At 72.9% G+C, this 13,706-nt stretch carries 12 protein-coding genes; 7 read left to right on the top strand and 5 right to left on the bottom strand.

What is annotated here, in order from left to right:
* Position 1 precedes the first annotated feature (1 nt).
* A complete protein-coding gene (locus FHY03_RS14545; RefSeq protein WP_183919574.1) occupies positions 2 to 277 on the top strand; it encodes a DUF1467 family protein in 276 nt (91 codons plus the stop codon).
* A 108-nt stretch (positions 278 to 385) separates the two neighbouring features.
* On the opposite strand, the gene FHY03_RS14540 is transcribed toward FHY03_RS14545, so the two are convergent.
* Together FHY03_RS14540 and FHY03_RS14535 are read right to left on the bottom strand one after the other, a co-directional pair.
* On the bottom strand, positions 386 to 1,453 hold the full coding sequence (locus tag FHY03_RS14540) for a spore coat protein U domain-containing protein (RefSeq protein WP_183919576.1): 1,068 nt from the start codon (positions 1,451 to 1,453) through the stop codon (positions 386 to 388).
* Between the two features lie 207 nt (positions 1,454 to 1,660).
* Positions 1,661 to 3,862 (bottom strand): hypothetical protein, encoded by a 2,202-nt coding sequence (locus FHY03_RS14535; protein WP_311721777.1) that lies wholly within the window; start codon positions 3,860 to 3,862, stop codon positions 1,661 to 1,663.
* 255 nt (positions 3,863 to 4,117) lie between these two features.
* Here FHY03_RS14535 and FHY03_RS14530 point away from each other — a divergent pair, with 255 nt between their 5' ends.
* The 3 genes from FHY03_RS14530 to FHY03_RS14520 are packed head-to-tail and all read left to right on the top strand — an operon-like array spanning position 4,118 to position 7,755.
* Positions 4,118 to 5,299: a hypothetical protein gene (locus FHY03_RS14530; RefSeq protein ID WP_183931497.1), complete on the top strand. Its 1,182-nt coding sequence runs from the start codon at positions 4,118 to 4,120 to the stop codon at positions 5,297 to 5,299.
* Between the two features lie 36 nt (positions 5,300 to 5,335).
* Complete coding sequence (locus FHY03_RS14525) at positions 5,336 to 6,424, top strand: DUF2336 domain-containing protein (RefSeq protein ID WP_183931496.1); 1,089 nt, start codon at positions 5,336 to 5,338, stop codon at positions 6,422 to 6,424.
* Positions 6,421 to 7,755, top strand: a complete 1,335-nt coding sequence (locus tag FHY03_RS14520; protein WP_183919580.1) for an ATP-binding protein — start codon at positions 6,421 to 6,423, stop codon at positions 7,753 to 7,755. The genes FHY03_RS14525 and FHY03_RS14520 overlap by 4 nt, the downstream gene beginning before the upstream one ends.
* 7 nt (positions 7,756 to 7,762) lie before the next feature.
* Here FHY03_RS14520 and FHY03_RS14515 read toward each other — a convergent pair whose 3' ends face one another.
* Together FHY03_RS14515 and FHY03_RS14510 are read right to left on the bottom strand one after the other, a co-directional pair.
* Positions 7,763 to 8,305, bottom strand: coding sequence for a (2Fe-2S)-binding protein (locus FHY03_RS14515; RefSeq protein ID WP_183919581.1), 543 nt, complete (start codon positions 8,303 to 8,305; stop codon positions 7,763 to 7,765).
* Entirely contained in the window at positions 8,302 to 8,646 is a 345-nt protein-coding gene (locus tag FHY03_RS14510; RefSeq protein WP_183919582.1) for a PilZ domain-containing protein, read from the bottom strand. The genes FHY03_RS14515 and FHY03_RS14510 overlap by 4 nt, the downstream gene beginning before the upstream one ends.
* A 162-nt stretch (positions 8,647 to 8,808) precedes the next feature.
* On the opposite strand from FHY03_RS14510, the gene FHY03_RS14505 reads away from it, so the two are divergent.
* Genes FHY03_RS14505 through FHY03_RS14495 form a run of 3 tightly spaced genes read left to right on the top strand, consistent with a single transcriptional unit; the run spans position 8,809 to position 12,131 of the window.
* Entirely contained in the window at positions 8,809 to 10,950 is a 2,142-nt protein-coding gene (locus FHY03_RS14505; RefSeq protein ID WP_183931495.1) for a histidine kinase dimerization/phosphoacceptor domain -containing protein, read from the top strand.
* Positions 10,951 to 10,986: 36 nt separating this feature from the next.
* The gene (locus tag FHY03_RS14500) at positions 10,987 to 11,706 is read left to right on the top strand and encodes a YafY family protein (protein ID WP_183931494.1); all 720 of its coding nucleotides are present in this window, start codon (positions 10,987 to 10,989) and stop codon (positions 11,704 to 11,706) included.
* A 53-nt stretch (positions 11,707 to 11,759) separates the two neighbouring features.
* A complete protein-coding gene (locus FHY03_RS14495) occupies positions 11,760 to 12,131 on the top strand; it encodes a DUF1330 domain-containing protein (protein ID WP_183919588.1) in 372 nt (123 codons plus the stop codon).
* Between the two features lie 304 nt (positions 12,132 to 12,435).
* On the opposite strand, the gene FHY03_RS14490 is transcribed toward FHY03_RS14495, so the two are convergent.
* On the bottom strand, positions 12,436 to 13,671 hold the full coding sequence (locus tag FHY03_RS14490) for a M20 family metallopeptidase (RefSeq protein WP_183931493.1): 1,236 nt from the start codon (positions 13,669 to 13,671) through the stop codon (positions 12,436 to 12,438).
* Positions 13,672 to 13,706: the final 35 nt, after the last annotated feature.

Raw genomic sequence — 13,706 nt, 5'->3', positions numbered from 1 at the left:
GATGCGCTGGACGTCGCTGCTGGCGATCTACATCCTGTTCTGGGCCTTCTCGGTGTTCCTGGTGCTGCCCTGGGGGGTGCGCACCTCGGCCGAGATGGGCGCCGAGCACGTCCCCGGCACCGCCGAGAGCTCGCCACACAGCTTCTCGCTAAAGCGCGTGCTGGTGCGCACCACGATCGTCGCGACCCTGCTGTTCGGGCTGTTCGTGGCGAATTACGAGTTCGGCTGGGTGACCGCGGGGATGCTCGACTTCGCGGATCCGGCGAACGCGGTGTAGGGCGGGGCGCTTCCACACGCGTCGCGATCGCGGCGGCGCCCCACCCCCGACCCCTCCCCTGACGGGGAGGGGAGAGCCAACCGCGCTATCGGACTGGCGCGCGAGCGCTCACCGCACCGAGTACGGCACCGACACGCTGATCGACGAGCCCGCCGCCATGCTCGACTTGGGCTTGATCCGCACGCTCGTCACCGCCGCCTGGCTGGTCGCGTCGCCGGGGACCGGCACGTAGGTCCAGGTCGCGCCGCCGTCGCTCGAGAAGTCGATCTGGTCGGTGGTGCTCGCGGGTGAGGCGTAGGCGATCGTCGCGCCGGACGGCGGGGACCCCTCGGTCACCTGCACCACCGCGCCGCTGCCGGTACCGTCGCCGTCGAGCGCGATCGCCATGCGCGCCGCGGTGGGAACAACGAGGGTGGTCGCGTCCAGCTCGGTCGCGACCAGGTCGGGGTTGCTCAGCGTCATCACCATGCGGCGCTTGCTCCCCGGTATCGCCTTGGGGTTGAGCGTGCCGTTGACCGGGTCCCAGGTGACCGCGCCGAGCGCCAGCGCCACCGTCGGCGGCTTCCGCGCGACGTAGAGCGTGACCGCGAGCGTTACCGTCTGGCTACCGCTGTCGGTAGCGCCGAGCGCGCACAGGCTGCCCACCGCGACGCCGTTGCAGAAGTTCCAGTCCCAGCGGATCGTGATCGATCCCTTGTAGGTGCCGGGCGCGGGCGCCGTGCCGCTCGCGAGCTTGAAGAACAGCGGTACGTTGGCGCCCTGGCTGCCTACGGTGAGCAGCGTGACCAGCCCGCTCTTCATGTAATAGGTCGTGGTGCCCGGCTTGATCTCATAGCTGCTGCTGGCGTTGGCGAAGAGCTGATAGGCCAGCGTGTCGGCGGCGTTGCTGGTCGAGGTGAGCTTGAGCGTCGCGCCCGAGGCGATCGTTGCGCTGAGGTAATTGGCGCTGAGCAGCGTCAGCACCGTGAGCGTGGTGCACTCGAACCCCGACGCGGTCTGCGCATAGGGCACCGCGCCTGCCTTGATCGCGGCGGGCGAGTAGCTACCGACCGTCACCGCCGCGTTGGCGGGCATCGTGCAGGCGAGCGCTGGAGCGGTGACGAACGCGAGCAGCGCGGCGAGGGAGCGAAGGAGCCAGCGCGAGAGCGGGGCGGGGGAGCGGGACGGCGCGCGCATGCGGCACCACAGGCCAGACGCTGGTTAACCGAGGGTTAGGTGAGCGGGTGAGGGTGCGCCGCTTAGACCGAAGTCGAAATGAGGCCAGAGGTGCCGTCATACCCCCTGCCGACGTCACGATGCTCGATCGTGCCGTCGCCATCTTTCAAGCCAGCGGCCCGGACTTCGGATGACGGATGAAATGGTGTGACAGGCCGGTGGCTCGCCCTAGCGCAGCCGCTCGATCGCCTGCGCCAGCGCCACGTACAGCTTGCCCATGTCCGACGAGAGCAACGTCACCCCCAGCGGCGAGCCGTCGCGCTGCGCCAGGATCGTGCGCAGCATCGCCTCGAAATCGTGGATGTAGCGGTTGACCTGCTCGCGGAAATTGCCGTCGTCGTCGTAGAGCCGCGCGACGTCGCGCTGCTCGCCGCCGTCGAGCAGCCGCACCGCGCGGCGCGTGAACACCCCGCGGTCACCCTTCAGATAGGCCGCCCACGCGCTGTCCGAGATCTCGGGCGCGAAGGTGCGGGTCAGGTCGATCGAGGCCGAGTTGAGCGACTCGATCAGCAGCGAGGCGCGCCGCGCGAAGCTGTCGCGCTCGTTCTCCTCACCCGCTGCGCGCGCTTCCTCCAGCCGCTGGTCGATCAGCGCGATCGTCGCCTCGATGCCGTCGAGCTGCTGCTGGAGCCGCTCGCCCGCGCGATTGGTCGCCGCGACCGCCGCCTCGGCGACCTGCGCGACCTGGCGAACCTGGCCCTGCACGCCGCTCTCCACCGCGCGGCTGAGCGCGGCGGCGCCCGCGCTCTCCAGCGCGTCGGCGGCCTCTGGGATGACGCGCGCGATCGCCTCGCGCGCGTGGTCGGCCGCGGCCGAGGCAGTCTCGCGCACGCGCAGCAGCGCCTCGACCAGCCGCGGCGCGGCCTGTTCGGTCATGTCGTCGATCTGGCGCGAGGCGTCGCCCATCGCCTCGCCGATCTCGTCGGCCTGGCTGCGCCCGCGCGCCAGCCCATCGTGGAGTCGGCTGGTGAGCGACTCCACCGTCTGGCGCTGCTCGGCGACGACCTGCGCCACCGCCTCGATGGCGTCATGCGTGCTTTCGGCAGCGGTGACGAGCGCGAGCAGCTCGGGCTTCGCCGCGGTGATCACCTGCTTGGTCGAGGCGACGCGGCTCTCCAACCGCGAGATCGCCTCGGGCATGGTCTCGTCCATCTCCCGCGCGGCGGCATCGAGCGCGACGAGCAGGTGCTCGGTGGTCGAGATCGTGTGCTGCGCCGAGGCGTGGCCCGCGTCCATCGCGCGCGCCAGCGCCTCGGCCGAGGCGTGGAGCGCGCTCACCGACGCGGCGAGCTGCTGGGTGCGCTCACTGCCATCGCGATGGAGCGCGACGAAACGCTGGTCGACGCGCAGGATCGCGTCGTCGAGCGAGTCGAACAGCTGGCGCCCTGCGCCCTGCTGCGCATCGAGCCTCGCCGCGATCCGCTCGATCACCACCTCGATCAGCCCGATCCGCTCGGCCAGTGCCTCGGCGCTCTCGCGCGCGGCATGGTCGAGCGCAGTCTGGTTGGTGCTGACCATCGCCAGCATCGCGTCGCCCTGCGCCGCGATCGCCTTGCGCGACTCGTCGATCGCGCGCGCGGTGCGGTCGAGCAGCGCGTCGACCGCACCCGCCGCCGCAGAGGTGACCGCCTCGAGCCGCGCCCCGGCGGTGTGGCTGGTCGATTCCATCCGCTGCATGTAGGCGGCGAGCTTCTCCGCCGCGCCGCCCGCGATCGCCTCGGCGTCGCGCCCACGCGCCACCAGCGCCGCGACCTGCGCGTCGAGCCCGGCGCTGTGCTCATAGGCGACCAGCCCGGCCTGATCGATCGTCTCGGTCAGCGAGCGCGTCTCCTCCGCGGCGCGCGGCAGCGCCGCGAGCAGCGCGTCGAGCCGCTCGTGCGCGGCACCGGCGGTGGCGGAGAGCGCGCCGGTTTGCGCGTCGACGCGCTGGACCTCGCCCGAGAGCGTACCCGCGATATCGGCGAGCCGCGCGGTCGCGGCGTCGCCCAGTGCGGTGAGCAGGCGCACCTGCTCCGCCATCTGCGTGCGCTGCTCCTCGATCGTGGTGCCGAGCACCGCCACCGTGTTCTCCAGCGCCACCGCCTCGCCGCGCATCGCGCGCGCGGTCGCGCCGAAGCGCTGCGCCTCGGCGGTGGAGGTGCGCAGCGTCGCGAGCCAGATCACGCCGGCGAGCGCCGGCACGGTCGCCAGCGCGGCGCCGAACTGCGCCAGCGCCAGCGGCGTCATCGCGCCGAGCGAGTCACGCGCGAGCCACAGCAGTGCCGCGACCCACAGCACCGCGATAACGATCGCGACCCAGCCGAGCAGCGGCCGCGGGCCGCCCAGCGCGGGGCGGTCGGGGGCGTCGTCGGAGAAGAACGGGTCGGTCACGGTCGGGGCGGGCTCCGCAGACGGAAGGGAGGCGGGATCGGGCCAGCTCTCGGGCCAATGATCGGGCCAGCGCGCGCCAGGCTCGGTCGCACGTGCATCGGATAGTGAAGTCGGCCCCCCGGTCATCTGCTCCATCTAACACGTTTGCCGGCATCGGGAAGCCGTCTCGGAGGGGCACAGTCGCTCGGTCCGCCGCGTCGCTGCGCCGCGTCACGGATATTGCCGCGGTGCACGGCACCCCGTAACAGCCATGCCATGCTGGCCGGGCTCCTGTTTGCGATCCATGAGGCAGAGGACCGACCGGGGACGCTCGCGGCCACGCTGCCCTTCGCCGCGGCCTCGCTGATCGAATATCAGGCGCGGCTGCTGGTGGCGTGCGACGCCGCGCAGATCGTCGTCGTGGTGTCGCGCGAGACGTCCGAGCTGATGGGCGCGCTGGCGCGGATCGGGCGGCGCGGCGTCGCGGTCGACGTGGTCCGCACCGCCGCGGAGGCGCTGGCCAAGCTGCACCCGCTCGCGCGCGTGGTGATGATGGCGGACGGGCTGGTCACCACCGAGGGCGTCGTCCACGCGCTGGCGGGCGAGGGTGGCGACGCGCTGCTGGTGGTGCCCGGCGCGCAGGCCTCGCCGCTGTTCGAGCGCGTCGGCGCCGGCGCGGCCTGGGCGGGCGTGGCGCGGCTCGACGCACGGCGCATCGCGGAGGCGGCGCGGCTGCCCGATGACTATGATCTCCAGTCGACGCTGCTGCGCGCCGCCGACCAGGCGGGCGCTCGCCACATCTCGCTGCGGCTCGACGACATGGAGCTGGGCCACGGCATCGAGCGGCGGGCCAGCGCACTGGAGGAGCGCGGCCGCGCGGTGCTGTCGGCGTCGATGGCGGTGCGGCCGAGCTGGTTCGAGCGGCTGGTGCTGCGCCCGCTCGCGCGCGCGGTGATCCCGGTGATCGCGCGCCGCGCGATCGGTACCGGCACCTGCACTGCCGCGGCGGGGGCGGCGGGACTGGTCGGCGGCGCCGCGATCGCGCTCGGCGCGCCAGGGCTGGGCATCCTGGTGGCTCTCGCGGCGGTGCTGCTGGCCGAGATCGCGGCCGCGCTGGCGCTGTTCCGCGACGAGCCCGCGCTGCTGCGCGCCAGCCGCGCGCTGATCCTGGCGGTGCCCGCGGTCGCGGCGCTGCTGCTGGCGCATGTCGTCGATCGCGAGGCGGCGACCGCGAGCGCGCGGCTGCTCGCCATCGGGGCGCTGGTCGCGGCCGGCGTAGGCGAACGCGCCGCCGGCGCCGCGCCGCGCCGGGTCTGGTGGGGTACCGCGCCGGGCTATCTCGCGATCCTGGCCGCGGCGACACTGCTGGGCTGGCCGACCCTCGGCCTCGGCCTGGTCGCGGTCTACGCCGCGCTGACGCTGGTGGTCGCGGTCGAGTGGCTGCGGCGAGTGACTTAGAGCGTGGTTAAGGATCGCTCGCTAAGGGGTGGGGAGATGCCCGCCCAACCCTCTCAGGCGATCGATTCGGACCTGGCCGCGCGACTCGCGGCGCAGGCGGCGTCGGCCGACGGTCGCGCGGGGGCACGGCTGAGCGCCGCGATCGCCGATGTCTTCGCCGACGAGCGCGACCGGCTCGACGAGCGCACCCGGATGGCGATCAACCGTCTCGCCGAGGCGAGCGTCGCCGCGATCGAGCGCGACATCGCCGGTCACGCCGCGCGGCTGCTCGAGGCGCGCGGCTTTCCCGACGCCGCCGCGCTGCTCGCCGGCAATCGCGCGATGACGCTGCCGCGGCTGATCGAGTCGGGGCTGATGCGCGACCCGGGGGTGATGGGCGAGATGATCGCGCAGGCGCGGGTCGACCTGATCGACGAGGCGCTGGCGGCACAGCGCGCTCCCGGCAGCACCGCGATGCTGCTCGCCGCGCTCGCGGAGAGCGCCGACGGCGTGGTGCGTGCCCGTGCGGTGGCCTATCTGGTGGCGGACAGTCGGCGGCGCATGGCGCACGCCGATCGCCGCGCCGAACTGCCAGACGCGCTGCACGAGCGGCTCGCCTGGTGGGTGGCGGCGGCGCTGCGTGAGCGGCTCGGCCACGGCGTCCCGCCCGAGGTCGACCGCGCCTTGTCCGAGGCGAGCCAGCGCAGCATCGCGGCGCATGACGACGGCGAGCGGGTCGAGGCCGCCGCGGCGCAGCTCGTCGCCGCGATCGACCCCGTCGCGGGGACGCTGCCGCAGCTGATGATCGACTCGCTCGGCGAGGCGCGCACCAGTCTGTTCGTCGCGCTGCTGGCGCACGCGCTCGGGATCGAGTTCTCCGAGGCGCGCGGGCTCACGCTCGACGCCGACAGCGACCGGCTGTGGCTGGCGCTGCGCGCGCTCGGGATCGAGCGCCACCTGATCGCACAGGTCGGCTTCGTCCTGTGCGAGGCCGATCGTGCGCGCGACGTGGAGACCTTGCCCGAGTCGCTCGACCGGGTCGCCACGCTGGCGCCCGAGACCGCCGCGCGCGCGGTGGCGCCGCTGACGTTGCACCGCGATTTCCGCGCCGCCGTGCGCGCGCTCGCCCGCAGCCCGCGCGCGTGACCGCGCTGGCGACGCTGCACGCGGCGGTCGACCGCCACGACCGGCTCGCCCGCGCCGATGATGCCTTCGCCGCGCTCAACGCGCGCGCGGGCGGGCGCCACGGCGCGCTGCTCGCCATCCCCCAGGTCGCCGTGCTGGTGCGGCTGGCGCGGCGGTTGCGCATCCTGGTATCGCGGGCGGTGACGATCGCCGACGGCGACCGCGACCTCGACTGCTGGGTCAAGGCCGCGCCCGACGAGACCGGGGTGGCGCTGACCGTGTCACTGCTCCGCGAGCGTGCCGCCGGGCACGCCCGCGCCGGCGCCGCCACGCTAACGGAGGTGATCGCGCCCGAGGACGCCGACTGGACCTGGGAGGTCGACTCGGAGCTGCGCGTCACGCGGCTGTCGCCCGACACCGCGGCGCGGCTCGGGCTCGATCCGGCAGCCGCGCTGGGTCGCCCGCTCAGCCGGCTGTTCGTGCTCGAACCCGATCGCGACGGCGCGATGCCGCTGCTCGACGCGCTCACCGAGCGACGCGACTTCGCCGACCAGCCCGCGCGGCTGTACGGCAGCGGCGCGCGCGTGACGCTCGCGGGGCACGTCCGGCTCGACACCGGGAGCGGCTTCGGCGGCTTCGTCGGTGGCGCCTATGCCGCCGCACCCCCATCCGCTGCCCCGCAGCTCCGCCCGCTCGACCACCGGCTCGACTCGCTGTTGCGCGGGGCGCTGGCGCGGATCATCGCCAACGCCGACGGGATCAGCGCCGCCGGCGACGGACCGCTCGACAGCCACTACGCGGATTATGCCGCCGACATCGCCGGTGCAGGGCGTCACCTGCTCGGGCTGATTGACGATCTCGTCGACCTGGAGGCGATCGAGCGCGACGATTTCGCCACCGAGCGCGGGCCGGTCGACCTCGCCGACGTGGCGCGCCGCGCCGCCGCGCTGCTGGCCACGCGCGCGGCGGAGGCGGGCGTGACGATCGACCGCTCGGGGTGTGGACGCGAGCTGGTCGCACTCGGCGAGTTCCGGCGGATGTTGCAGGTTGCGGTCAATCTGATTGCCAACGCGGTCCGCTATGCGCCGCGCGGCAGTGCGATCGTGCTCTCGCTTCGGCGCGAGGGCGCGCGCGCGCTGCTGACCGTGGCGGACGCCGGCAAGGGGATCGCGGCGGCCGACCAGGCGCGCATCTTCGGCAAGTTCGAGCGCGTCGATCCCGGCGAGCCGGGCGGCAGCGGGCTCGGTCTGTATATCGCGCGGCGGCTCGCCGAGGCGATGGGCGGCGCGCTCACCGTTGACAGCGCCCCCGGCGGGGGCGCGCGCTTCACGCTGGCGCTGCCCGCGGGCTGAGCCGCCCTCAGCGCTGGCGCGGGTCGAGCGCGGGCACTTGTCGCGCGGCGCCGGCGGGTTCGATCCCGGGCCGCGCGCCGGTGGGCAGTCGTTCCTCCCCGCGGATCGCGCGACCGGCACGCTGGATCGCGGCGGTGAGGCGCGGGTAGATGCCGCAGCGGCAGACGTTGGTGATCGCCGCCGCGATCGCCTCCTCCGACGGCATCGGGTCGCGCCGCAGCAGTACCGCCGCGGCCATGACGATGCCCGGGATGCAGAAGCCGCACTGCGACACATTCTCCGCGAGCAGTGCGAGCTGGATGGGGTGGGTACGATCGCGCGACAAGCCCTCGATCGTCGTGACGAAGGTCCCCTCCGCCGCGGCGAGCGTCATCTGGCACGAGCGCACCGCGCGCCCGTCGACGTCGACGGTGCAGGCGCCGCAGCTGCCCGTGCCGCAGCCGTATTTGGTGCCGGTCAGGTTGGACGCGTCGCGCAGCGCCCAGAGCAGCGGCGTCTCGGCCGGGAGGCGGTATTCGATCGCCTCGTTGTTGACGGTCAGCCGCGTCATCCGCGCTCGCGATAGGCGTCGCGGATGTGCTGCATCCAGCCGGCGCTGGGCTGAACGCTGGTGTTGCGCGTGCGCGGGCGGCGCGCCGCGGCGATGTCGACCTGCGCCTCGAAGTGAAGTCCGGCCAGCGTCGCCTTGGCCCACATCACACGCGCGGCGAGCTGCTCGAGCGTCCCCATCGTCACGCGGACCTCGTCACCCTGCGTCAGCCCGGCACTGTTGTCGACGCAGGCGCCCGTGACCGAGAGGTTGCGGACGCGGCACTCGACCGCCTGGGTGCCCGTGTCGACCAGAGCATAGAGGATCACGCTGCTGCGCGGTTCGCGGGGAGGGGTCGACATGCGGGCAGCTCTAGGTCCGGTATCCTAACGGGTTGCTACCCGATTCCATCGTCTCGCCGCGGGGGCAAGTCCTTCGTGTCGACTGTCTCGGGATCGCGCAGAAACGCTATAAAATAGCCGCCGATTAGTTGCCTGGCACGCGAATACTGCCATAAGCGCGCGATGGCAGGTCCCATCGTTCAACGCGACCCGACCGCGGAGTCGCTCAACCTGACGGCCTGCGACCGCGAGCCGATCCATGTTCCCGGCGCGGTGATGCCGCACGGCCTGCTGCTCGTCGCGGACGCGCTCTCGCTCGAGGTGGTCGCCGGCGCGGGAGCGATCGAGGCGCTGTTCGGCGACGACTGGCTCGGCGCGCAGCTCGATCATCTGCTGGCGCAGGACGTCAACGCGCTGGCCGAGGCGGTGCCGATCGGCCCGGGCGGGACGATCCTGGCCGCGCCGGTGCACGGCTACGACGTCGCGCTTCATCGCACCGGTCAGTGGCTGCTCGCCGAGCTGGAGCCGATGGGCGAGACTGCCGGTGGCAGCGTGGCCGAGACGCTTGGCTGGCTTGACGCCATGGCGGCGGGGTTCGAGCGCACCACCACCTTCGTGGCGCTGTGCGAGCGTGCCGCGGTGGCGTTCCGCGCGCTGACCGGCTTCGACCGGGTGATGATCTATCGCTTCCTCGACGACGAATCGGGCTGCGTCGTCGCCGAGGATCGCGCGCCGGGACTCGACACCTTCCTCCACCATCATTTCCCGGCGAGCGACATTCCGCGCCAGGCGCGCGCGCTGTACGTGCGCAACCGCACCCGCGTGATCCCCGACATCGACTATGTCCCCGCGCCGCTGCGTCCGGCCGGCTTGGAGCTGACCGACCTGAGCGACGTCGCGATCCGCAGCGTCTCGCCGATCCACGTCGAGTATCTCCGCAACATGGGCGTGTCCGCCTCGGCGTCGATCTCGATCGTCAAGGACGGGCTGCTGTGGGGCTTGGTGGCATGCCACCATGCGACGCCGCGACTGCTGCCGCGCGCCACCCGCGCCGCCGCTGCCGCGCTCGCCGGCGGGCTGGCGCGCCAGCTCCGCGCCAAGGAGGAGGCCGAGGCCTATCGCGAGCGGCTGGCGCTGCGCGGCGAGGAGGACTCGCTGCGCGGCCTGCTGCTCACCAGCGACTCGCCGGTCGACGTGGTGCAGGCACGCGCCGAGGACGTCCGCCACGCCTTCGGCGCCGATGGGCTGGCGCTGGTGCGCGGCGGTCGCGCGACGACGGTCGGGATCGCGCCCGACGAGGCCGCGCTGGTGGCGTTGGCGCGGTGGCTCGGCACACGTGACGACACCGCGCCGCTCGCGACCCGCGAGCTGGGCAAGGACTGGGCCGAGGGCGCGCGGGTCGCGCCGATCGCCGGCGTGCTCGGTTTCGCGCTCGGCGACGGTGACGCCTTGCTGTGGCTGCGGGCCGAGCGGATCGAGGAGATTGAGTGGGCCGGCAACCCGCACAAGGCGGTACCGCACGACCCACAGGCGACGCTCCGTCCGCGCGCCTCGTTCGAATTGTGGCGCGAGCAGGTGCGCGGGCGCGCGCGGCGCTGGACGCTGGAGCAGGTCGACGGCGCGGCGCGGCTGCGCCGGCTGCTCGGCGAGGCGCGTGCCGCGGCCGAGCTGCGCCGGCTCAACCGCGAGCTGGAGCGCACCGGCGCGGAGAAGGACTCGCTGCTCGCGCAGAAGGACCTGCTGATGCGCGAGGTCGATCACCGGGTTCAGAACAGCCTGCAGTTGGTCTCGTCCTTCCTCGCGATCCAGGCGCGCGACGCGGGTGCGGGCGCAGTGGCGGATCAGCTTCTCGAGGCGCGCTCGCGGCTCTCGGCGGTGGCGCTGGTGCACCGTCGCCTCTACCGCGACGACCAGATCGAGGTCATCGATCTCAGCCGCTACATCGGCGAGCTGATGCAAGACCTGCGCTCCTCGCTCGGCGAGGAATGGGGACGTCATCTCACACTCGACCTCGCGCCGGTGCTGATCCCGACCGACCGCGCCGTCAGCGTCGGGCTGATCGCGGCCGAGCTCGTGATCAACGCGACCAAATACGCCTACCCGGCGCAGAACGGCGGCGCCATCGACGTGGTGCTGGAGCAGCACGGCCACCTGCTGCGGTTGATCGTGGCGGATCGCGGAGTCGGCAAGGTCGCTGGCGGCGATGGCGGCTTCGGCAGCCGGATGATGACCGCGGTGGTGCAGCGCATCGGCGGCACGGTCGAGTTCCAGGCCAATGATCCCGGCACGCGCGCGCTGCTCACCGCGCCGATCGAAGGCGACTGAGCGCCGCTGCGGCGCTGCCCTTGCGGGAGGGAGGCGATGTCGCGGACGAGCCGATTGTTCGAGCTGATCGGCGTGCTGCGCGCGCGACGGCTGCTGGTGACCGCGCTGGAGCTCTCGGCCGAACTGGGCGTGTCGCCGCGCAGCATCTACCGCGACATCGAGACGCTACGTGCGCTCGGCGCGCCGGTGGAGGGGCAGGCGGGCGTGGGGTACCGCCTCGGCGCCGGCTTCTTCCTGCCCCAGCTCGCCTTCACGCAGGAGGAGCTGGACGTGCTGGCGCTCGGCCTCGGCTGGGTGCGCCAGCGCGGCGACCCCGATCTGGTCCGCTCCGGTGAGAGCGCGCTCGCCAAGATCGACGCGGCGCGCGGCAGCGGCGCGATGCCGGACGGCGCCTCGCCCGCGCTGCTCGCCGCGGCCTCGCTGTCGCGACGAGCCGATGCCGAGCAGGTGGCGGTGCTGCGGCACGCGATCCGCCGTCAGCGCAAGGTGGCGATCGCCTACCGCGACGCCGAGGGCAAGCCGACCGAGCGTGTGATCTGGCCGATCGCCATCGTCTATTTTGACGAGGTGCGCGTGCTGGCGGCCTGGTGCGAGCGGCGCTCCGCCTTCCGCCATTTTCGTGTCGACCGGGTCGAGGTGCGCGCGGTACTGGAAGAGCGCTATCCTGGCCGCCGCCACGCCTTGTTCACGCGGTGGCGCGAACAGGACCGTGACTGGCGCTCACTGCTGACAATTTCTGACGCATCGCCTGCTTAGGACCGTCGCACCGGCCGCCCGTATCGGGTGGCGCGATCGGAGCGACAGTCCAGATGGTAGCCTTCTCCCCCGACACGTTCGCGCATTTCCTGGCCGACGAGGACGACTCGCCCGTCGTCATGCTGAACCTCCTGCGCTTCGCCGCCGACGGTGGTCGCGAGCGCTATGCCGCGTATCTGGAGCTGGCGCGTCCGATCCTGGCGCGCTTTGGCGCGCGGATCCTCGTCGGTGGCGAGGGACTGCCCGTGCTCACCACCGGTGACGTCACCGGATGGGACGCGGCGCTGCTGGTGGAGTATCCGCGCCGCGCCGCCTTCAAGGCGATGGTCGACGATCCCGACTACCAGCGCGCGTTTCAGGTCGGTAGCTCGGCGTTGGCCGACATCGTGCTCCAGCCGCTGCGGCCCAGGCCAGACTGGCTCTGACCGGCCGCTCCGCCTGTCGCCGGGTGGTCGAGCGGGAGGGGGTACGCGCTCACTCTTGCTTACTGTGCCTCTACCCACCTTGTAGGCATGTAGACACGCCAAGAGCGAGGTAAGGCATGGCGGCTGGATCGACTCAATCGATCCTCCCTTGCGCGGCAAGGTGGCGCGCGTAGCGCGACGGAGGGTATCGCCAGCGGCGATGGCAGCTCGAGTGGCGACGTGTGACACTCCTCCGCCAGCCCTCCGGGCCGCCATCTCCCCTCGCTGAGAAGGACGACAAGCAGTCCGTGAGAGTCGACCCCGTCTAGTCGAAGCCGCGCTCCAGGAAGCGCTCCGCCAGCGCGCAGTGCATCGCCACGCCGGTGGCGAAGACCTGCTCGTCGATCGTCATCCGCGGGTTGTGGAGCGGCGGGTTGGTTTCGGGCGTGGAGCCCGGCGCCGCCGCGCCGACGAAAGCGATGGCGCCGGGTAGCTCGCGCAGCACGTAGCTGAAGTCCTCGCCGCCCATGATCGGCGCGGGCATCGTCGCCCAGCCGGCCGCGCCACCGATCTCCTGCGCCAGCGTGCGCATCAGCCGTGTGGCGCGCGGGTCGTTCATCGTCACGGGATAGCCCTCGTCGATGCTCGACTCGACGGTGCAGCCGTGCGCCTCCGCCACGCCGCGCGCCACCTGGTGGAAGGCGGCGCGCATCGCCTCGCGCGTGCCCGGCGACAGCGTCCGCAGCGTGCCGGCGAGCTGGACCTCGTCGGGGATGATGTTGTGCGACGCGCCGGCGTGGATCTGCGTGATTGTCAGCACCGCGGGATCGGCGACGGGCACGCGCCGCGCGACATGCTGCTGGAGCGCGGTGACGATCGCGCAGGCGACCGGGATCGGGTCGATCGCGTCGTGCGGCATGGCGGCATGGCCGCCGCGGCCGCGGACCGTGGCGCGCACCGTGTCGGTGGAGGCGAGCAGCGCTCCCTCGCGCCCGATGAACACGCCGGCGGGCGCGTTGGGCAGGACGTGGAGCGCGAAGGCGGCGTCGGGCCGGGCGCGGTCGAGCAGCCCATCGGCGATCATCTCGCGCGCGCCGTGATGCCCCTCCTCGCCGGGCTGGAACATGAAGACGACCGTGCCGGCGAGCTGGTCGCGTCGCGCCGACAGCGCCTTGGCGGCGCCGACCAGCATCGCGGTATGCGCGTCATGGCCGCAGGCGTGCATCGTGCCCGGCAGCGTCGAGGCGAAGGGCAGGCCGGTCTCCTCGCTGATCGGCAGCGCGTCCATGTCGCCGCGCAGCAGCACCGTGCGCGCGTTCGAGCCGGCGCCACCGTCGCTCCGGCCGCCGCGCAGGATCGCGACGAAGCCGGTGGTCCGCGTGCTGTCGTGGATCTCGAGCGGCAGGCCGGCGAGCGCCGCCTTGGCCTTGGCGGTCGTCAGCGGGCAGTGCAGCCCCATCTCGGGCTCGGCATGGATGGCACGGCGCAGCGCGATGACGTCGGCGAGCTGCTCGGTGCCGAGCGCGGGCCAGTCGGTGGGCGAGTCGAGCGGTGGGGACATCGGAAACACTCCTTCTCGCCCCGATGTAGTCCCTC

The sequence above is a fragment of the Sphingomonas sp. BK345 genome, from assembly GCF_014193845.1.
In the GTDB taxonomy this organism is placed as follows: Bacteria; Pseudomonadota; Alphaproteobacteria; order Sphingomonadales; family Sphingomonadaceae; genus Sphingomonas.
This window is presented reverse-complemented; position numbering and strand designations above follow the sequence as displayed.

Coding starts and splice junctions, on each gene's coding strand:
- FHY03_RS14490 (WP_183931493.1), bottom strand. CDS start 13,671: ATGTCCCCACCGCTCGACTCGCCCACCGACTGGCCCGCGCTCGGCACC.
- FHY03_RS14505 (WP_183931495.1), top strand. CDS start 8,809: ATGGCAGGTCCCATCGTTCAACGCGACCCGACCGCGGAGTCGCTCAAC.
- FHY03_RS14495 (WP_183919588.1), top strand. CDS start 11,760: ATGGTAGCCTTCTCCCCCGACACGTTCGCGCATTTCCTGGCCGACGAG.
- FHY03_RS14530 (WP_183931497.1), top strand. CDS start 4,118: ATGCTGGCCGGGCTCCTGTTTGCGATCCATGAGGCAGAGGACCGACCG.
- FHY03_RS14515 (WP_183919581.1), bottom strand. CDS start 8,305: ATGACGCGGCTGACCGTCAACAACGAGGCGATCGAATACCGCCTCCCG.
- FHY03_RS14545 (WP_183919574.1), top strand. CDS start 2: ATGCGCTGGACGTCGCTGCTGGCGATCTACATCCTGTTCTGGGCCTTC.
- FHY03_RS14500 (WP_183931494.1), top strand. CDS start 10,987: ATGTCGCGGACGAGCCGATTGTTCGAGCTGATCGGCGTGCTGCGCGCG.
- FHY03_RS14525 (WP_183931496.1), top strand. CDS start 5,336: ATGCCCGCCCAACCCTCTCAGGCGATCGATTCGGACCTGGCCGCGCGA.
- FHY03_RS14540 (WP_183919576.1), bottom strand. CDS start 1,453: ATGCGCGCGCCGTCCCGCTCCCCCGCCCCGCTCTCGCGCTGGCTCCTT.
- FHY03_RS14510 (WP_183919582.1), bottom strand. CDS start 8,646: ATGTCGACCCCTCCCCGCGAACCGCGCAGCAGCGTGATCCTCTATGCT.